20 protein-coding genes are annotated in these 18,450 nt (G+C 70.7%); 3 read left to right on the top strand and 17 right to left on the bottom strand.

The window, feature by feature from the left end; translation table 11 throughout:
- Positions 1-40: 40 nt before the first annotated feature.
- The gene (locus ACIA8E_RS04600; protein WP_030978075.1) at positions 41-481 is read right to left on the bottom strand and encodes a DUF6278 family protein; all 441 of its coding nucleotides are present in this window, start codon (positions 479-481) and stop codon (positions 41-43) included.
- Positions 482-766: 285 nt separating this feature from the next.
- Here ACIA8E_RS04600 and ACIA8E_RS04595 point away from each other — a divergent pair, with 285 nt between their 5' ends.
- Complete coding sequence (locus tag ACIA8E_RS04595) at positions 767-1,039, top strand: mycoredoxin (RefSeq protein ID WP_030916780.1); 273 nt, start codon at positions 767-769, stop codon at positions 1,037-1,039.
- Between the two features lie 33 nt (positions 1,040-1,072).
- On the opposite strand, the gene ACIA8E_RS04590 is transcribed toward ACIA8E_RS04595, so the two are convergent.
- The 11 genes from ACIA8E_RS04590 to ACIA8E_RS04540 all read right to left on the bottom strand — a co-directional run bounded on the left by ACIA8E_RS04590 (position 1,073) and on the right by ACIA8E_RS04540 (position 11,417).
- On the bottom strand, positions 1,073-1,396 hold the full coding sequence (locus ACIA8E_RS04590; protein ID WP_399294455.1) for a hypothetical protein: 324 nt from the start codon (positions 1,394-1,396) through the stop codon (positions 1,073-1,075).
- 73 nt (positions 1,397-1,469) lie between these two features.
- Positions 1,470-2,249, bottom strand: a complete 780-nt coding sequence (locus ACIA8E_RS04585; RefSeq protein ID WP_399294452.1) for an exodeoxyribonuclease III — start codon at positions 2,247-2,249, stop codon at positions 1,470-1,472.
- A 48-nt stretch (positions 2,250-2,297) separates the two neighbouring features.
- Positions 2,298-2,954: an MBL fold metallo-hydrolase gene (locus ACIA8E_RS04580; RefSeq protein ID WP_399294449.1), complete on the bottom strand. Its 657-nt coding sequence runs from the start codon at positions 2,952-2,954 to the stop codon at positions 2,298-2,300.
- Between the two features lie 13 nt (positions 2,955-2,967).
- On the bottom strand, positions 2,968-4,230 hold the full coding sequence (locus ACIA8E_RS04575; RefSeq protein WP_399295061.1) for an alpha/beta fold hydrolase: 1,263 nt from the start codon (positions 4,228-4,230) through the stop codon (positions 2,968-2,970).
- Positions 4,231-4,566: 336 nt separating this feature from the next.
- Positions 4,567-5,163, bottom strand: coding sequence for a hypothetical protein (locus ACIA8E_RS04570; RefSeq protein WP_399294446.1), 597 nt, complete (start codon positions 5,161-5,163; stop codon positions 4,567-4,569).
- Positions 5,164-5,176: 13 nt separating this feature from the next.
- Positions 5,177-6,340 carry an ROK family glucokinase gene (locus ACIA8E_RS04565; protein WP_399294444.1) on the bottom strand — a complete coding sequence of 388 codons (1,164 nt, stop codon included), beginning with the start codon at positions 6,338-6,340 and terminating at the stop codon, positions 5,177-5,179.
- A gap of 135 nt (positions 6,341-6,475) precedes the next feature.
- Entirely contained in the window at positions 6,476-7,342 is an 867-nt protein-coding gene (locus tag ACIA8E_RS04560; RefSeq protein ID WP_399294442.1) for an ATP-binding cassette domain-containing protein, read from the bottom strand.
- On the bottom strand, positions 7,309-8,364 hold the full coding sequence (locus ACIA8E_RS04555; protein WP_399294439.1) for an ABC transporter permease: 1,056 nt from the start codon (positions 8,362-8,364) through the stop codon (positions 7,309-7,311). Before ACIA8E_RS04555 ends, ACIA8E_RS04560 begins: the two co-directional genes overlap by 34 nt.
- Entirely contained in the window at positions 8,361-9,344 is a 984-nt protein-coding gene (locus ACIA8E_RS04550; RefSeq protein ID WP_399294436.1) for a sugar ABC transporter substrate-binding protein, read from the bottom strand. Before ACIA8E_RS04550 ends, ACIA8E_RS04555 begins: the two co-directional genes overlap by 4 nt.
- Before the next feature lie 206 nt (positions 9,345-9,550).
- On the bottom strand, positions 9,551-10,564 hold the full coding sequence (locus ACIA8E_RS04545; protein WP_399294433.1) for a sugar ABC transporter substrate-binding protein: 1,014 nt from the start codon (positions 10,562-10,564) through the stop codon (positions 9,551-9,553).
- 94 nt (positions 10,565-10,658) lie between these two features.
- Positions 10,659-11,417: a GntR family transcriptional regulator gene (locus ACIA8E_RS04540; protein WP_399294430.1), complete on the bottom strand. Its 759-nt coding sequence runs from the start codon at positions 11,415-11,417 to the stop codon at positions 10,659-10,661.
- A gap of 214 nt (positions 11,418-11,631) precedes the next feature.
- On the opposite strand from ACIA8E_RS04540, the gene ACIA8E_RS04535 reads away from it, so the two are divergent.
- Positions 11,632-12,051, top strand: coding sequence for a PPOX class F420-dependent oxidoreductase (locus tag ACIA8E_RS04535; RefSeq protein ID WP_399294427.1), 420 nt, complete (start codon positions 11,632-11,634; stop codon positions 12,049-12,051).
- Positions 12,052-12,189: 138 nt separating this feature from the next.
- Here ACIA8E_RS04535 and ACIA8E_RS04530 read toward each other — a convergent pair whose 3' ends face one another.
- Positions 12,190-13,314 carry an N-acetylmuramoyl-L-alanine amidase gene (locus ACIA8E_RS04530; protein ID WP_399294425.1) on the bottom strand — a complete coding sequence of 375 codons (1,125 nt, stop codon included), beginning with the start codon at positions 13,312-13,314 and terminating at the stop codon, positions 12,190-12,192.
- A 361-nt stretch (positions 13,315-13,675) separates the two neighbouring features.
- Here ACIA8E_RS04530 and ACIA8E_RS04525 point away from each other — a divergent pair, with 361 nt between their 5' ends.
- Positions 13,676-14,680, top strand: a complete 1,005-nt coding sequence (locus ACIA8E_RS04525) for a Gfo/Idh/MocA family oxidoreductase (protein ID WP_399294422.1) — start codon at positions 13,676-13,678, stop codon at positions 14,678-14,680.
- Between the two features lie 15 nt (positions 14,681-14,695).
- On the opposite strand, the gene ACIA8E_RS04520 is transcribed toward ACIA8E_RS04525, so the two are convergent.
- The 4 genes from ACIA8E_RS04520 to ACIA8E_RS04505 form a co-directional block, all read right to left on the bottom strand.
- Entirely contained in the window at positions 14,696-15,112 is a 417-nt protein-coding gene (locus tag ACIA8E_RS04520) for a PaaI family thioesterase (RefSeq protein WP_399294419.1), read from the bottom strand.
- A gap of 16 nt (positions 15,113-15,128) precedes the next feature.
- Positions 15,129-16,235 (bottom strand): cytochrome P450, encoded by a 1,107-nt coding sequence (locus tag ACIA8E_RS04515; RefSeq protein WP_399295059.1) that lies wholly within the window; start codon positions 16,233-16,235, stop codon positions 15,129-15,131.
- Positions 16,236-16,357: 122 nt separating this feature from the next.
- A complete protein-coding gene (locus tag ACIA8E_RS04510) occupies positions 16,358-17,077 on the bottom strand; it encodes a response regulator (RefSeq protein ID WP_399294417.1) in 720 nt (239 codons plus the stop codon).
- Positions 17,074-18,300 carry a sensor histidine kinase gene (locus tag ACIA8E_RS04505; protein ID WP_399294414.1) on the bottom strand — a complete coding sequence of 409 codons (1,227 nt, stop codon included), beginning with the start codon at positions 18,298-18,300 and terminating at the stop codon, positions 17,074-17,076. The genes ACIA8E_RS04510 and ACIA8E_RS04505 overlap by 4 nt, the downstream gene beginning before the upstream one ends.
- Between the last annotated feature and the right edge of the window lie 150 nt (positions 18,301-18,450).

Genomic DNA, 18,450 nt, shown 5'->3' with positions numbered 1-18,450 from the left:
AAATAGGGCATAAGGCGTTTTATTTGGTTTTGGTGGTGAACTATCCTTCGGCCGACTCTGCGTACACCTGCGACAGCTCGGGGCTGCCGGTCATCGCCCAGTCGAGCCCCGCCTCGACGACATCGATCTCCCGCCCGGAGGCGAGCCGCACCACGGGCTGACCGCTCGGCCAGATGTGCCAGGCCGCGCCCGGGACATTGCGCACGAGGACTGTGCCGAGATACAGCCCGGCGTCGTTGCCCAGCCAGGGCAGCTCCTCGGGGTCGTCGCGCCAGCGCGGCGGCAGCTGGTCGAGCGCCGTCAACGAGGCCGGGGTGTCGTCGAGTTCCAGTCCGCGCTGCCCCACTCGGACACGCAGCAGCTCACACTCGGCGAGCAGCTCGGCGACGCCCTCCGGGTCGACCTCGACGGCGGCCGCGAGGCCCGCCCCGCGCGTACCGTCGTGACGCTTACGCCAGTTGTCCAAGAAAGGGATGTTCATACCACTCAGGGTCGCATCCCGGCCGGGATACGCACCACAGGGCGCGCGGCCTGTCGTTCGAGGACTGAACCCGGTGCACGCACCCGGCCGCGCGCCGCCGCACGCGCCGTCCGCACGCCCCGCCCGGCGCTGAACAGGCGGAGCGCGGTCCGCGTCATCGCGACCAGCCGGCAAGCGGGACAAGACGGGAACCACCGTATCGGCGACCACCGACAGCGCCGCCCGCCCTGGCTCCGGCCGGGCCGGTTAGGATCCACCTCACGCCTACGCGAACGGGGGACCCGCATGGCCGAGGACCACGACGGCATGGTCGTCTACTGGCGGCCCGGCTGCCCGTACTGCATGAAGCTGCGGCTGCGGCTGCGGTTCAGCCGCCTCACCTACACCGAGGTGAACATCTGGCGGGATCCCGAGGCGGCGGCGTTCGTCCGCTCGGTCGCCGACGGGAACGAGACCGTGCCGACGGTGTCCGTGGCCGGCCACTCGATGGTCAATCCGTCCAAGCGGCAGGTGCTGGCCGCGGTCCGGACCCACGCGCCGCACCTGGAGGCGTCGTAGGTCCTCTCGTTCCGATCATGCCGGGTGGCGCGGTCAGGGGCGGGGCGAGGGCGGGTCGCCGACCGTCACCTTCGTACCGCCCAGCTCGTCCTCCAGGTCCTTGGTGGCCTCTCTCGTCGCGTCGCCGACATGGGCGTTGAAGATGTCCTCGACGAAACCGGCCAGGACCTTGTTGTCGATGCCCTTGCACTCCGGCGGGACGGTGCCGTCGGCGGTGTTCTCCACGAACCGCTTCTCCATGACGGCCCTGCAAGCCTTCGGATCGGCCTTGGCGGGCTCGTCGGCGCAGCCGGTGAGGACGAGGAGCAGCGCGGCGGCGCCGGTGGCGGCTGCGCCGGTGCGGGTACGGCTGTGCATGGTCCCCCAGGACTTTGCATGATCAGGGCGCCATTCTGCGCCAGGACCAGGCCGTTCGTCACCGGCCGACGGGTCACAGCTCCAGGTCGACGACCACCGGCGCGTGGTCGGACGCGCCCTTGCCCTTGCGCTCCTCGCGGTCCACGTAGCTGTCCCTGACCGCCACCGTGAACGGGGCGTTGCCGTAGACCAGGTCGATCCGCATGCCCTTGTTCTTCGGGAAGCGCAGCTCGCGGTAGTCCCAGAAGGTGTACGCGCGGTCGTACTTGAGCGGGCGCGGCATGACGTCCGACAGGCCCTCCTGGCGCAGTGCGGCGAGGGCGGCGCGCTCGGCGGGGGTGACATGGGTGGCGCCCTCGAACAGGGCCGGGTCCCAGACGTCCTCGTCGGTCGGGGCCACGTTGAAATCGCCCAGCACCGCGAACGGCTGCGAGCCCGCAGCGTCCGCGGCGACCGCCTTCTGCAGGGCCTCGAACCAGCGCAACTTGTAGGCGTAGTGCGGGTGCTCGATCTCGCGGCCGTTCGGCACGTACACCGACCAGAGGCGGACCGGGCCGCAGGTCGCGGAGATCGCCCGGGGCTCCTGCACGCCGTCGTAGTCGGGGCCGTCGGGCAGCCCCATGACGACGTCGGACAGGCCGGCCCGGGAGACCAGCGCCACCCCGTTCCACCGGCCTGTGGCGTTGACCGCGGACTCGTAGCCGAGCTCGCGCAGGGCGTCCGCCGGGAACTGCTCGGCCGTGCACTTGGTCTCCTGGATGCACAGCACGTCCGTGCCGGTGCTCTCCAGCCAGGCCAGCAGCCGCGGGAGGCGGGCGGTGATCGAATTGACGTTCCACGTGGCGATGCGCATATACGTAAACCTAGCGGCTCCCACTGACAGTCGGCGGACCGGCGCCGGTCACAGACCGGTCGAGTCCCCGGGGGTCAGCCGGCCGTGGTCGGCGCCGCCGAGGCTGCCGATCTGCCGGTCGTAGATCGGGCGGGCGAGATCGGTGAGCAGCGCGTCGTGGATGTCGATCGCCCGGCGCGGTTTGACCTCGCGCACGTAGTCGATGACCTCGGAGATCTTGTTCCAGGGGGCCATCACCGGGAGCATCAGCGTGTCGACGGGGTGGTCGGGGACGGTGAACGCGTCCCCCGGGTGGAAGAGCGAACCGTCCACCAGGAAGCCGATGTTGGTGATCTGCGGGATGTCGGGGTGGATCACCGCGTGCAGTTCGCCGTGCACCTGTACGTCGAATCCTGCGGCGGTGAACGTGTCGCCGTGACCGACGGTGTGCACCCGGCCGGGGAAGGCTGCGGACAGCTGTTCCGCGACGCTGCGCAGGGTCCAGATCTCCGCGGCCGGGTTGGCCTCCAGGCCGGCCCGCAGCCGGCCCTCGTCGAAGTGGTCGGCGTGCTCGTGGGTCACGAGCATCGCGTCGGCGCCGAGTGCCGCGTCCTGCTCCGAGAAGCCGCCCGGGTCGATGACGAGCGTCCGCCCGTCCTTCTCCAGCCGGATGCAGGAGTGCGTCTTCTTGGTCAGGGTCAGGTGCAGAGGGTTCGCAGCGTTCATGGTGCTCATCCTGCTACGGCCGGGGCGTGGTTTCTTCATGAATCACCGACTGGGCGATGGTGAAGGCGGCGCCCGCGGCCGGTATGCCGCAGTACACGGCGGTCTGCAGCAGCACTTCCTTGATCTCGGCCGGCGTCAGCCCGTTGCGCAGGGCGGCCCTGATATGCGGGGCGAGGCTCTCCAGATGGCCGGAGGTGACCAGTGCGGTGAGCGTGACGCAGCTGCGGGTACGGCGGTCCAGGCCCTCCCGGCTCCAGGTCTCGCCCCAGGCGTAGCGCGTGACGAGTTCCTGGAACTCGCCGGTGAAGTCGTCGGACGCGGCCATGACCCGGTCGACGTGGGCGTCGCCGAGCACTTCGCGGCGGACCTTCATCCCCGGGTCGTACGGGTCAGGGCGGCCGGCGGTCACGGTGCCGGGCGCGGCTGTGGCGGCCGCGATCTCCGCGATGGGCAGGACGGGGGCGGAGAGCGTGGGGCCGGTACCCGGGACGGGGATGGCGGCGAGGGTGTCCTGCCAGCTCGTGGAGAAGTGGGTGAGGAGCAGGTCGGTGACGGCTCCGGGCTGCTCGACGGGGGCGAGGTGCGAGGCGCCGGGGACCAGGGCGAGCCGGGCGTCCGGGATGCCCGCGACCAGGGTACGGGCCTCGGCCGGCCCGGTGACATGGTCCTCGGCACCGACCAGGACGAGGGTCGGGACGCTGATGCGGCCGAGTTCGGGACGGATGTCGAAGGCGGCGAGGGCTTCGCAGGCCGCGATGTAGCAGCCGGGGTCGGTGGTGCGGACCATCTGCACGGCCCACTCGACGATGGCGGGCTGGGCCGCGGCGAAACCGGGGGTGAACCACTGGTCCGGTGCGCTGCGGGCCATCGGCTCCAGGCCGTTGGTGCGGACGATCACGCCACGCTGGCGGAACTCGTCTGCGCTGCCGAACCGGGGCGAGGCGGCGACCAGGGCCAGCGCGGCGACCCGGTGCGGGTGGCGCAGTGCGAGGTCGGCGCCGATCGCGCCGCCGATGGAGCAGCCCGCGTACCCGAAGCGCTGGACACCGAGGCTGTCGAGGGTGGCCAGCAGCCGGTCGGACAGTTCGCCGACGGATGTGGCGGGGTGGGCCGGGGCACCGCCGTGGCCGGGCAGGTCGAAGCGGAAGACCCGCCAGTGCTGGGAGAGCTCCGGTATCTGGCGGTCCCACATGTGCCATGTGGTGCCGAGCGAGGGGCCGATGACGAGGACGGGGGCGTCCTGCGGTCCGTCGAACCGGTACTGGAGGGTGTGCATCGGCAGTGCGCGGGATCCCTGCGGGATCGGCCGGGGCTGGGCGGGCGGCACCGGCTGCGGGGGCACGGGCTGGGCGGGCGGCACCGGCTGCGCGTGCGACGGCTGCAGCGGTACCTGTCCGGTCTGCGTGGCCGACAGCGGCGGCACCGGCTGCAGGGTGTGCCCGGGCTGCGCTGCCGGCGGTCCCAGGAACGGCTCCAGCGTCTGCGGGCCCTGGAACTGCTGCGCCGCAGGTACGGACTGCGCGCCCGGGAACGGCTGCGCGGGCTGCGGGGTCTTCGTCTCACTCACATCGCTCACTCGCTCCAGGTTAGTGAGCGGTCCGTCGGCCTCCGGTCAGGGGGTCGCCGCAGACACGACATATACGACAGGAGATGCCGGATCGGTCATGTCGACGGTGATGTCCTGGGTGGGGCGCGGGTCCTCGTTGCTGTGGGTGGTGCCCGCCCAGTCGACGCCCTGGCCGAAGTACCAGCCCGCGATCTTGGTGTCGCGGGCGCCGACGGTGACGTCGCCGTCGGTCAGGGCCGCGCGGCCGGAGCCCAGACGGGACAGGAAGCGGTCGAGCCCGGCGGACGACGTACGGAACTGCACGTACATCCGGCTGGCCTTCCAGTTGTTCGTCTCGTAGTACTGGACGTCCACCGCGTCGCCGGGGATCGGCACCTCGAAGATCCGGCGCTGCATCCGGGACGGCCAGCCCTCGCGGAGCCCCTGCGCGGAGGCCTCGGCCTCCTTGTCCTGCCCGGAGCGGCGGCTCTGGCCGGCGGAGATCAGCAGATAGCCGGCCGGGACGCCGATCAGCAGGACGATGATGGTCGCCGTGATCAGGCGTCGCCGGATCATCCGGCGCCGGTCCTCCGGGGGCCGCCCGCCGCCCTCGTCGGGCGGCGAGGACTGGCGCGGCAGGACGGGATGCTCTGCTGTGGTCATGTTCTGGGGATCCCTAGGAGGTACGGGTGTTGCGGGTCGACCGGATGGTGCTCGCGGCCTGGTCGTAGATCTGCGCGTACCGCTCGTACCGCTCGACACGACGGCGGTTGGTGCGGCGGAACCGGCGGGCGACCAGCCGGGCCAGGTCCGCGGCGCCGACCATACCTGCCTCCGGGCCGAGCTCCGCCTTCGCGATCCGGGCCTCGGGGCGGTAGCCACGACCGGTGAGGTGGCGCTTGAAGGCGTCCCTGGCGGGACCGATCAGCAGGTCGTCGGCGGCGCTGACACCGCCTCCGATGACGAAGCAGGAGGGGTCGAGCGCGGCGGCCAGATTGGCGATGCCGACACCGAGCCACTGGCCGATGTCCTGGAGGAGCTCGATGCACATCGCATCGCCCTCGCGGGCCAGTTCGGTGATGAGCGGCCCGGTGATGTCGGAGACGTTCCCCTTGACCCGCTCGATGATGCCGTGGGCGACGGGCGAGTCGGCGGCGGCCAGCTCCCGGGCCTCGCGGACGAGGGCGTTGCCGGAGCTGTACTGCTCCCAGCAGCCCCGGTTGCCGCACGGACAGCGGTGCCCGCCGGGCACCACCTGCATGTGGCCGAACTCACCGGCGACCCCGTACTTGCCGCGCTTGACCTGACCGTCCTCCAGAATCGCGCCGCCGATGCCGGTACCGAGCGTGATCATGACGAGATGGTCCTCGCCGCGGCCCGCGCCGAACCGCCACTCCGCCCACGCCGCGGTGTTCGCGTCGTTGTCCACCATGACGGGGACGACCAGGCGGGAGGCGAGGGCGTCGCGGAGGGGTTCGTCGCGCCAGGCGAGGTGCGGGGCGAACAGCACCTTGGACCGGTCGGCGTCGACCCAGCCCGCCGCGCCGATGCCGACGGCGTGCACGTCGTGCCGGTCGGAGAGGTCGAGGACCAGCTCGACGATGGTGTCCTCGACGACCTTGGGGCTCTTGGACTTGTCCGGCGTCTCGGTGCGCAACTGCTCGAGGATGTTCCCGTCGGCGTCGACGACGCCGGCCATCACCTTCGTGCCCCCGATGTCGATGCCGACGGTGGGTACCCGTGGCGCCGTGAGGTGCGAGCGCCGCTCGCGGGTCCCGACGGTCCGCAGGACGGTGGCGCGGGCGGAGCCGCGGTGTGTGAAGTCGCGGTACGTGCTCATCGTCCCTGCATTGTCTGGGGGGACCGGGTGGTGTCAGCTCCCGGCGGCGGACGGCGCCCGTCGGGCTCGATTCTGCCACTGCCGGAGCGTCGGGGCGGGCGATCGGGGTCCGCGGCACCCCGCCCGCGCCCTCTCCTACGGGGTGTCGTCGGTGACCGGATGGCCACCCAGGTGGGTCGGCGAGGGGGCCCGCTCGAGCTCGTGGCTGAGCTCCTCGAGCTCGCTGCCACCGGCCATCTGGCGGGTCAGCTCGTCCAGGGTGATGGAGTCCTTGGTGTGGCTGCCGGACATGGCGCCCCGCTTGAGCAGCACGAACCGGTCGCCGACCAGATAGGCGTGGTGCGGGTTGTGCGTGATGAGAACCACGCCGAGCCCGGCGTCCCGGGCGGCCGCCACGTACTTCAGCACGACCCCGGACTGCTTGACGCCGAGCGCCGCGGTGGGCTCGTCGAGGACGAGGACCTTGGCGCCGAAGTAGACGGCCCGCGCGATGGCGACGCACTGGCGCTCGCCGCCGGACAGGGTGCCGATCGACTGGTCGACGTCGCGCAGGTCGATGCCCATGCGCAGGAGCTCGGAGCGGGTCGTCTCGCGCATCATCCGGACGTCGAGCCGCTTGAACGGACCGACGCCCGTCGTCGGCTCGGAGCCGAGGAAGAAGTTTCGCCAGACGGGCATCAGCGGAACGACGGCCAGGTCCTGGTAGACCGTGGCGATGCCCCGGTCCAGGGCCTCGCGCGGGTTGGCCAGAGCGGTCTCCTCGCCGTCGACGAGGAACCGGCCCGCGTCGTGCCGGTGCAGCCCTGCGATGATCTTGATGAGGGTGGACTTGCCGGCGCCGTTGTCGCCGAGGACGCAGGAGATCTCGCCCGCGTGGACCTCCAGCGAGACGTCCTGGAGGGCTTTGATGTTCCCGTAGAACTTGCTGACGTGGTCCAGCTCGATCAGCGCCCGGGGGGCCGCGGTCGTCATTTCGTCGCCTCCGCACGCTTGCGTACCCATGCGTTGAGCAGGGTGGCCAGGAGCAGCATGGCTCCGAGGAAGAACTTGAACCAGTCCGGGTTCCACTCCGCGTACACGATGCCCTTGCTGGTCATGCCGAAGATGAAAGCGCCGATCGCCGAGCCGATCGCGGAGCCGTAGCCGCCGGTGATCAGGCAGCCGCCGATGACGGCCGCGATGATGTACGTCAGCTCGTTGCCGACGCCCTCGCCGGACTGCACCACGTCGAACGAGAACAGCAGGTGCTGCCCGGAGACCCAGGCGGCGAAGGCGACCCCGAGGTAGAGCCCGACCTTGGTGCGGATCACCGGGACACCGACGGCGCGGGCCGCGTCGGCCTCGCCGCCGATCGCGAAGATCCAGTTGCCGAAGCGGGTACGGAGCAGGATCCAGGTGGCGATCGCGACGAGCACCGCCCACCAGAGGATGGTGATCTTGAGCTCGACCCCACCGACGGTCCACTGCGAGGCGAAGACCTTGCGGGCCGAGTCGAAGCCCTCCATGTCGGCGATGGACTTCGTCGACACGGTTCCGCTGATCAGCTTGGTGAAGCCGAGATTGAGACCGGTCAGCATCAGGAACGTACCGAGCGTGATGATGAAGCTCGGCAGTTTGGTACGGGTCAGCATGAACCCGTTGAACGCGCCGACGGCCAGCGTCACCAGCAGCGACACGAAGACGCCGACCCAGACATTGGCCGTCATCTGGTAGCTGAACATCGACGAGACCAATGCGGAGCTGGTGACCAGGACACCGGCGGACAGGTCGAACTCGCCGCCGATCATCAGCAGCGCCACCGGCGCCGCCATGATCCCGATGGTGGACGCCGCGTACAGCACCGTGCCGAAGCTGGAGGCGCGCAGGAAGCTGTCGGCGACGATCGAGAAGAAGATGAAGACGGCCGCGGCGCCTACGACCGAACCGAGTTCGGGGCGGCCGAGCAGCCTGCGCAGCGCCGAGGTGTGCAGCAGCCGCTCGTCGGACCCGGCCGCCGGGGCCGGTGGTTGTTCCGTCGTGGTCATCGGGTCCCCCGGTTCGTGTACTCCGCCAGCTCGGCGGCGTCCTTCGAGGTGATGATCTGCGGGCCGGTGAGGACGGGGCGCCCGCCACCGAGCACGTTGCGGTTGTAGCGGTAGAGCCAGAGCAGGTCGACGGCCTCGTACCCCTGGAGGTACGGCTGCTGGTCGACGGCGAAGCCCAGGGTCTTGTCCTGCAATGCGGTGGCGACCTTCGCGTTCAGGTCGAACGTGTCGATCTCGGCCTTGGAGCCTGCGGTCCGCTTCGCCTTCACGGCGGCGTCCGCGAACGGCGCGCCGAGCGTGACGACCGCGTCGATGTTCTTGTCCGCCTGGAGCTTCGCCTCGATGGACGCCTGGACGTCGGGCATGTTGGTGCCCTCGACGTACAGGTTCTGCATCTGCCCGTCGAATGCCTTCTTCGCCCCGGCGCAGCGCTGCTCGTGGCCGACGTTGCCCTGCTCGTGCAGGATGCACAGGGCCTTCTTCCGGCCGCGCGCGTTGAGCTCGTCGCCGACGGCCTCGCCGGCGATGGACTCGTCCTGGCCGATGTGGGTGAGCGCGCCGAACGCCTTGGACTCCGCGGAGCCCGAGTTCACCGTGATCACCGGGATCCCGGCCCTGGTTGCCTTGGCGACGACGTCCTTCATCGCGTCGGGCTTGGCGAGCGAGACGATCAGCCCGTCGACCTTCTGGTCGATCGCGGCCTGGACGAGCTGGGCCTGCTGCTGCGCCTCGTCGTTGTGCGAGTACAGGAACTTGATGTTGTCCTTGACGGCCGCCTGCTCGGCGCCCCGCTGGACGATGTCCCAGAAGGTGTCGCCGTCGCCCGAGTGGGTGACCATGGCGAAGGTCCAGCGGGGTGTGTTCACCGCGGACCGGCCCTCGGCGGCGGCCCGGGCGGCGCGTTCCTCCGCCCGCTTGCCACCGGTGCTGCTGCATCCCACGAGGGAGGCCCCGAGCACCGCCGCAAGCACGGCACCCATCGCACGTACCCCTGTCCGAACCCTTGCCACGACGCCGTGCCCTTCTTGTGCTGCTCGCTGTACTGCTTGGTGCCGCCTGGGGGTATCGCCTCCCGGTCCGGCTGGCCAAGTATCCCCGAGCCCGGGTCGGCGCCGCCCGGCAGGGGCGGGACGCGTGCGTCGGAAGGGGGTGTGCACGGTGGTGTATGCGGTGGCGCGTACGGCGGTCATCGGGTGCCGCGCGCGGTGTACTCCTCCAGCTGCGGGACGTCGGCGGCGGTGACGATCGCCGGGCCGGTGAGCACCGGCTTGCCGCCGCCGATGACGTTGCCGTTCGTCTTGTTGAGCCACAGTTCGTCGACGGCGAGATAGCCCTGGAGGTAGGGCTGCTGGTCGACGGCGAAGCCGACCTCCGCGGCCTTGAGGCGTTTGACGACCTCGGCGTTCAGATCGAATGTGTCGACCTCGGCCTTGGAGCCGGAGCCCTCCTTGGCCTTGACGGAGGCCGCGGCGAACGGCGCGCCGAGGGTGACGATCGCGTCGATGCCGTGATCGGCCTGGAGCTTCGCCTCGATGGAGGAGGTGGAGGCGGGCATGTTGGTGCCCTCGACGTTGAGGTTCTCGACCGCGCCCTTGAAGGTCTTCTTCACCCCGGCGCACCGCTCCTCGAGCGACACATTGCCCTGTTCGTGGATGACGCAGACGGCCTTCTTGCGGCCGCGCTTGTTGAGTTCCTCGCCGACGGCCTCGCCGGCGACCTTCTCGTCCTGCCCGATGTGGCTGAGCGCGCCGACCTCCGTGGAGAACTGCGCGCCCGAGTTGATCGTGACGACGGGGATGCCGGCTTTCACCGCCTTGGCGACGACCGCCTTGACGGCTTCCGGTTTGGCGAGCGTGACGACGATGCCGTCGACCTTCTGATCGATGGCGGCCTGGACGAGCTGGGCCTGTTCCTTGCCCTCCTTGTCGGCGGAGTACAGGAACTCGACGTTGTCCTTGGCCGCGGCCTGCTTCGCACCGCTGCGGACGATGTCCCAGAAGGTGTCGCCCTCCCCCGCGTGCGTGACCATGGCGATCTTCATCCGGGGTGTGGAGACGCCTCTGACGCCCTGCCCGCTGCCGCTCCCGGGCTTGTCCTCCGAGCTCTTGCCGCCGGAGCTGCTGCATCCGGTCAAGGCGGTGAGCGCGAGGCCGATGGTGCATATGGCGATCAGGGTTGCTGCCTTGCGAGGGGTACGCATGGTGGGTCCGCCTTCTCTCCCGGCCGCCCGAGTGCGGCTTGGGGAGTTCTAGCGGGGTGCGTCGGCGTCGTCAACGGGGCCTCCGCAGCGCTCGTCAGCGAACGAGGAGCTGGAAGTCGAAGGCGTAGCGCGAGGCCCGGTAGACATGGGAGGCGAATTCGACCGCCCGCCCGGTGTCGTCGTACGTGGTGCGCTCCATCGTCAGCAGCGGCGCACCCTCGGGCTCGGCGAGCTGGGCGGCTTCCTCGGCCGTGGCGAGGCGGGCGCCGACATTCTGACGCGCGCTGTGCAGGGTGATACCGGCGGCCCGCATGATCCGGTAGAGACCGGTGGCCTCCAGCCGTTCGGTGCCCAGGTCGACCAGGCCGGCCGGCACGTGGTTGCGCAGCAGAGCCATCGGTTCGTCGTGCGCGGACCGCAGCCGCTCCACGAGGTGGACGTCGGTGCCTTCCGGGACACCGAGGGCGGCGGCGACCCTGGCAGTGGCGGGCTCGATCCGGTTGCACAGGACGCGGGTGGCGGGGCGCTGGCCGGCCGCCTCCAGATCGTCGTACAGGCTGCTCAGTTCGAGGGGCCTCTTGACCTGGCTGTGGACGACCTGGGTGCCCACCCCGCGGCGTCGGACCATCAGGCCCTTGTCGACGAGCGACTGGATGGCCTGGCGGACAGTGGGGCGCGACAGGCCGAGCCGGGCCGCGAGCTCGATCTCGTTGCCGAGGAGACTGCCGGGAGCGAGGCGACCCTGCTCGATGGCCGCCTCCAGCTGCTGGGACAGCTGGTAGTAGAGCGGGACCGGGCTGCTGCGGTCCACGCCGAGTTCGAGGGCGGCGGGGTCGGCGACGGGTTTGGGCACGGCAGGAGCGTAGCCCTCATGTCAGGACCACCGGTAGTCAGGTCGTCCCGTTGTCCGGTTGTCCTGACAACGCTGCTCAGGAGATGCGACACGAGGTCACCCGATCGCGGGCGGGTCGGCGGGCGACCGGGGCGGGGTGATCGTAGTCTGCGGGTGGGGTGCTCAGGGGGCGCGCCACCGGTGCCGTACGACGGGTCGATGTGAGGGAGAGCAGATGTCCAAGCCACCGTTGCCGGACGAAGCCGTGGCCATGCTGAAGAAGGCGAACCCCGCCGTCATCACCACGCTCCGCCCGGACGGCCAGCCGGTGTCCACCCCGACCTGGTACCTCTGGGACGACGGCCGGGTCCTGGTGAACATGGACGAGGGCCGCAAGCGGCTGGAGCACATCCGCCGCGACCCGCGCGTCACTCTCACCGTGCTGGACGAGGCGGCCTGGTACACGCACATCAGCATCATCGGCCGCGTCGCCGAGACACGCCCGGACGAGGGCCTCGCCGACATCGACAGGCTGGCCCGTCAGTACCTGGGCACCGACTACCGCATGCGGGACCGCGACCGGGTGAGCGCCTGGATCGAGATCGAACGCTGGCACGGCTGGGGCACCCTGAAGGACAACAGCCAACCGGGCTGACCACCCGCCCGGGCACCGGACCCGCCACGGCCGGCCGGGAAGCGAAGGCCCGCGGGCGGGCCTTCGCACACCTGCCGGTCTGCTGCCGCGGACGGGTTCAGACCCGGAACGCCTGCCGGTCTGCTGCCGCGGACGGGTTCAGACCCGGAACGCCTGCCGTACCGAGCCGCCGACGACTGCGCACCACGTGCTCGTCCCGACCTTGCCGTCGGGAACGAGGCCGTGCAGTCGCTGAATGCCCTGGACGGCTTTCATCGTCCCGTGGTCGTACGTGCCCGTCGGTGCGGCATCTGCGTATCCCTTGCGGACGAGCATCTCCTGAAGCGCCACGACGGGCAGGCCGGTGGCGTGCTTGCCGAGGGTGGGTACGAGCGCTTCCCAGGTGGCACGGTCGAAGGTGCAGTCCGGGTCGACCGGTATGCCGTTCCTCGCCTGGAAGTCGTTCACGACCGGGTTCATGTCCTGGCCGAAGACGCCGTCGGCGGCCAGTTCGTATCCGAGGTCGGCGAGCAGGTACTGCGCCACCTTGACGACGGGGCCGCCGACGAACCGCCAGATGTCCGGCCACCGGCGCTCCGGTATCGCGCCGGCCGGCGTACCCAGCGCCTTGAGGACGCGCGAGCGGATCATCGGGAACTGCGCGTAGAAGGCGATGCCCGGGCAGTCGGTGTCGCGGAAGTCCCAGTGACCGAAGACGTCCCAGGCGTTCAGGTCGAACTTGCGGCACACGGCGGTGCACAGCTCGACCAGCGAGTCGAGGAGGGCCTCGGGCGGGGTCTCCGTGATGTAGGTGCCCTCGTTCTCGATCCCGATCGCGTTGCCGTTCTCGCCGGGGCAGTGGGCGGCGGTCACCTGGTGTTCCCCGGCTTCCAGGGTCTCCAGACTCCGGTGACGGCCCTCCAGGACGTAGCCGCCCCGGCTCACGGTGAAGTGCTGGCCGGTGTCCGCCCAGCCGTTGGTGTCCATGTGCAGGTCCTGGCAGTCCTTGGCCAGCTGGACGGCGTGCTCGCGCGAGTAGTCGGTGACGTTCGGGAACGCCATGTGGTGCAGGATGATCTTGTTGGTGGTGTTGCCGGTGATCTGGATGATGCTGGACGGCGGCCTGGCGCCCCAGCTGTCGCAGTCGATGATCCAGGGGAATTCCGCCGAGGGTGCCGCCTGGGCCGCGGCGGGGAGCGCCAGTTCGGTGCCGACGACCGCAGCGACCGCTCCCCCCAGGCCGAATCTGAACAGCGTACGGCGGTCGACTTCGTGCTCGCGCATGGCCATGCGGTCCCCCCAGGGGTCACGGCAGCCTCTTCCGGCTGCCGACGGCAACGGGAGATTATGTGGCCCACACACGCAGTACCAGTCTTTCTGGAGATCGTTACGAGCCCAGCGGGGGCAGGCCGGGGCGAATGGGAGCAAGTCGCCGGTCGCAGCACCCCTCCCTTTCCGATCCACCGGCATCCAAGTCGATTTGACAATCCGTCAGATCAGTGGCCAGGGCCACATCACCGGAGAGCCAGGCGGTGGACGACGAGCCGACCGGGAGCCCTGCCCCCTGAGTCCCGACGCCCGAACACACTCTCGTTTGTCAGGACATATAGTTGACAGCGCAGCCGGTGGACGGCACGTTGGGTCCATGCGTATCGGACTCATCGGCACCGGCCGGATCGGTTCCTTCCATGCGGGTGTGCTGGCCCGCCACCCCGCGGTGGACGCGCTGGTGGTGACGGACACCGACGGGGCGAGGGCGGCCGCGGTCGCGGCCCGGACGGGCGCTGCAGCCGCCGGGTCCGTGGCCGAAGTGCTGCGCGCGGGGGTGGACGCCGTCGTGATCGCCTCGGCCACGTCGGCGCACGCGGAGCTGATCGGGGCGGCCGCGCGCGCGGGGCTGCCCGCGTTCTGCGAGAAGCCGATCGCGCTGGACCCTGCGGGGACGCTGAGCGCGCTGCGCGAGGTCGAGCGGGCCGGGAGCGTGCTCCAGCTGGGCTTCATGCGCCGGTTCGACGCCGGGTACGCTGCGGCGCGCACCGCAGTGCGGGGCGGGTCGCTGGGCAGGCTGCACACCGTGCGGGCCGTGACGTCCGATCCGGCGCCGCCACCGGCCGCGTATCTGCCGCACTCCGGTGGTCTGTTCCGGGACTGTCTGGTCCATGACTTCGACATCCTGCGGTGGGTGACTGGCCGTGAGGTGGTGGAGGTGTACGCCACCGGATCGGATGCCGGGCCCGCGATGTTCCGCGCGGCGGGCGATGTCGACACGGCGGCGGCCCTGCTGACCCTCGACGACGCCACATTGGCCACGGCTACGGCGACCCGGTGCAACGGCGCCGGGTACGACGTACGGATGGAGTTGGCGGGCGAGCTCGGCCAGATCGCGGTCGGTCTCGACGAGCGCACTCCGCTGACGTCGGTGGAGCCACAGGGTCCCGCCGCCCCGGCCAAGCCCTGGCCGGGGTTCCTGGAGCGGTTCGCCCCGGCGTACGAGGCGGAACTGCATGCGTTCGTAAGGGTGGTGCAGGGCGAGGCGGCCAACCCGTGCGACGGCCGGGAAGCTCTGCACGCACTGCGCATCGCAGAGGCGTGCGAGCTGTCCCGGCGCGAGCACCGGCCGGTGGCGGTGGCGGAGATCCCGGCCGACTGAGGTGGAACGGTCTCTTCAGTTCCGGGCGGGGAGCACGGTCCCCTGGGCGACCGCGCTCAGGGTTTCCGTGCCGTCGTCCGCGGCCGCGAACAGGTCGCATCGGACGACGGCCTGGCGGCGGCCGGAGTGGACGACGACGGCACGGGCGATCAGGGTGCGGCCGGTGACGGGCCGGATGTACTGGATCGAGAAGCCGCCGGTGAGTACGGCCGCTCCGAGGGTCGTCCCGGCGGCAAACGTGATCGAGTTGTCGGCGGCGTAGGAGAGCACCCCGCCGTGCACGAAGCCGTTCTGCTGCTGGAGTTCCGGACGGATATCCACTTCGAGGGTGGCCGCACCGTCCCCGAAAGCGGTGATCCGTGCCCCGACGAGCCGGCTGAACGGCTGGCTGTCGAGGACCTTCTGTGCCATCTGCAAATCAAGTCCGGTCATGACACGCTTTCCTACCTCACCAGCGCACCGGCAACCGTCGCACCCCTCGGATCAGCATCCCCGGCAGCCAGTCGAGCTCCCCGGTGTCCGGGACGAGTTCGAGATCCGGGCACCGCTCCAGCAGTGCGCGGATCGCGATCCGGCCCTCCATACGGGCCAGCGGCGCCCCCATGCAGAAGTGGATGCCGTGTCCGAACGCCAGATGCCCCTGGGTGTCGCGGCGGATGTCGAAGCGGTCCGGTTCCGGATAGCGGGCGGGGTCACGGTCGGCTCCGGCCAGGGCGATCAGGACCGCTTCGCCGGCCGGAATGACCCGGGAGCCGATCCCCACCGGTTCACGGGTGAAGCGGAAGGTGGCGGTCTCCACCGGCCCGTCGTACCGGAGCATCTCCTCGACCGCACCGTCGATCAAGCCGAAGTCGGCGCGGAGTACGGCCAGTTGATCGGGGTGGGCGAGCAGTGCGCGTACCCCGTTGGAGATCAGGTTGACCGTGGTCTCGTGACCGGCGACGAGCAGCAGGAAGGCCATCCCGACGAGTTCGTCGGACGACAGTCCGTCACCCTCCTCGTCGCGCGCCCGGATCAGCGCACTCAGCAGGTCGTCCCCGGGCGAGCACCGCTTGTCCTCGATGAGCTCGACCAGATAGGCACCCATCGAGCGGACCGCCTCGCCCTCCTCCTGGGCCGTCTTCGGGGCGACGATGCCGTTCGACAGCCGGCGGAACTCGTTGCGGTCCAGGTCCGGCACACCGATCAGCTCGCAGATGACCGTCATGGGCAGCGGGAAGGCGAGCGCGTCGACGAGGTCACCGTGCCCGGAGGGCACCATCGCGTCGAGTAGTTCATCGGTGATCTGCTGGACGCGCGGCCGCAGTGACTCGATCCTGCGGGCGGTGAACTCGCGGGCGACGAGCTTGCGCAGCCGGGTGTGGTGGGGCGCGTCCATCTCCAGCATGTTGGCGTTGATCGGATCGCCCACGCCCGTCGCGTACGGCGTCGTGCGCCAGTCCTTGCCGAGCCGCTGGTCGGCGAGAGCCGCGCGGCCCTCCTCGTAACCGACGATCAGCCAGACCCGCTCGAAGTCGTCGGTACGGATGGTGTGCACCGGTCCCTCGGCGCGCATCTTCGCGTAGTACGGATACGGATTCGCGGTGAAGTCCTGGATCCCGCGAAGATCGACGTCCGATGCGGACACGGTCCGCCCCCTCCCGGCCGGTTCGGTCGATCTGCTCGGACCGACCCCCATCAGCGTACGTCGCCGGTGGAGTCGCCCTCCTCGTCGAGCAGACCCGTGTCGTGCACCAACAGCGCGATCTGAACGCGGTTGTTGAAGCCGAACCTCGCGAGAATGCGCGACACATGGGCCTTGACGGTGGCCACGCTGAGATACAGGGTCGCGGCGATCTCCGCGTTGGACCGGCCTCGTCCGACGGCGACCGCGACCTCGCGCTCCCGCTCGGCGAGGGAGGCGATCCGCTGCCGGGCCCGTTCGGCCCGGGCCGGCCGGCCGTCGGCGCCGCCCGCGGCACGAGCCATGAGCTGCCGGGTGACGGCGGGCGACAGCACGGGGTCACCGGCCGCGACCCGTCGCACCGAGTCGACGATCTGCGCGGGCGGGGTGTCCTTCAGGACGAATCCTGCGGCTCCGGCGCGGATGGCCCGCAGCACCTGCTCGTCGGCGTGGAACGTGGTCAGGACGACGACCTCGGGCGCGTCTGGTCTGCCGCGCAGCGCTTCGGTCGCGGTCAGCCCGTCCATCGTCGGCATCCTGATGTCCATCAGCACCACATCGGGGCGGTGCCGGTCGACGAGATCCGCGACCTCGGAGCCGTCCGCACCCTCCCCCACGACGGTGATGTCGTCGACGCCGCCGAGCATGAACGTCAGCCCGGCCCGTACGAGCGGGTCGTCGTCGACGATGAGCAGCCGGACGGGGGGCGCCACGGGATCCCTGGGGGTGGTCATGAGGACCACGGTAGCCAGGCCCGGACGACGAAGCCGCCGTCGGCTTCCGGGCCGTGGTCGAGGCGGCCGCCCGCGAGGGTGGCGCGCTCGGTCAGGCCGATGAGGCCCTGGCCGGAGCCGGGGACCCGCTCGAACGGTTCGACGGGTGCCGGGTTGCGTACCTCGATGGTGAGTCCGTCGCCCGGTCCGCCGGTGACGGTGACGGTGACCTCGGTGCCGGGGGCGTGCTTACGGGCGTTGGTCAGGCCCTCCTGGGCGATGCGGTACACGGTGCGGCCGGTGGCGGCGGGGGCGGTGACCGGGTCGGCGACGCGGTTGTCGAGGGTGACCTTCATCCCCGCCAGACGGGATTCGGCGATCAGTGCGTCCAGGGTGGCGAGGGTGGGCTGCGGCCGGTTGCCGTCCCCGTTGTCGCCGTCGCCGGGGCTCCGGAGGACGCCGATGATCTCGCGGAGGTCCTGGAGCGCCTCGTGTGCGCTGTCCCGGATGACCCCAGCGGCCCGGGCGACCTCGGCCGGTGGCGCGTCGGGGCGGAATTCGAGGGCGCCCGCGTGGACGCTGAGGAGGGTCAGCCGGTGGGCGAGCACATCGTGCATCTCCCGCGCGATGGCCTCGCGGGCCAGCCGCTGGGCCTGCTCGGCACGGAGCCCGGCCTCCGCCTCGGCCCGGCGGGCACGCTCGCGAAGCGTGACGACGAGCTGGCGTCTGGACCGTACGACCATGCCCCAGCTCAGCACCAGCAGGACCAGCAGCACGCCGACGACCGTGGATGCGAGGAACGACGTCGCCGGGTCGGGGCGCAGATACGGCTGTACGGGCGCGATGGCCAGGGCGAGCACGCCGACGGCGGCCACCGGTCTGAACGGCCGGTGCACCGCCACGCTGAACAGCGCCACGAGCAAGGCCCCGGCGGCTACCGGTTCGACGACGGAGAGCAGTGTCAGGGTCACAGCCAGGCCGACCGGCCACCGCCGCCGTGTCCACAGGGCGCAGCAGGCCGCGGCGCCGATCAGCGAGTCGATGAAGACGACGCCGTCGGGGGTGGTGCGGTCGGCGTCGATGGCGCCGGCCGCGGCCACGCCGATCGCCGCCGCGCAGAGGAAGGCCGTGATGTCGACGACCCAGTCCCTTACCGTACGGCGCGCCCTGCGGCCCTGGTCACCGGGCAGCTCGGGATCGGCCATCGCCGAGGGCAGCAGCCAGGGGTACTCCGTGCGCGTCATATCGACAAAACTACTCAGGTGGCGGGCTGGTACCGGCCGTACGGGCGCGGGAGGCCACCGAAGTCGCGGGACCGGAGACTTCGGTAGCACCGGACCGGAGACTTAAGTCGCAGCGGGGCAGACCGGCGGCCGACGCGGCGGTGGGACCGT

Origin of the sequence: Streptomyces sp. NPDC051664 (assembly GCF_044453545.1) — a bacterium.
Classification (GTDB): domain Bacteria; phylum Actinomycetota; class Actinomycetes; order Streptomycetales; family Streptomycetaceae; genus Streptomyces.
Note: the sequence above shows the minus strand (reverse complement) of the source record. Positions and strands in the feature narration are given on the sequence as shown.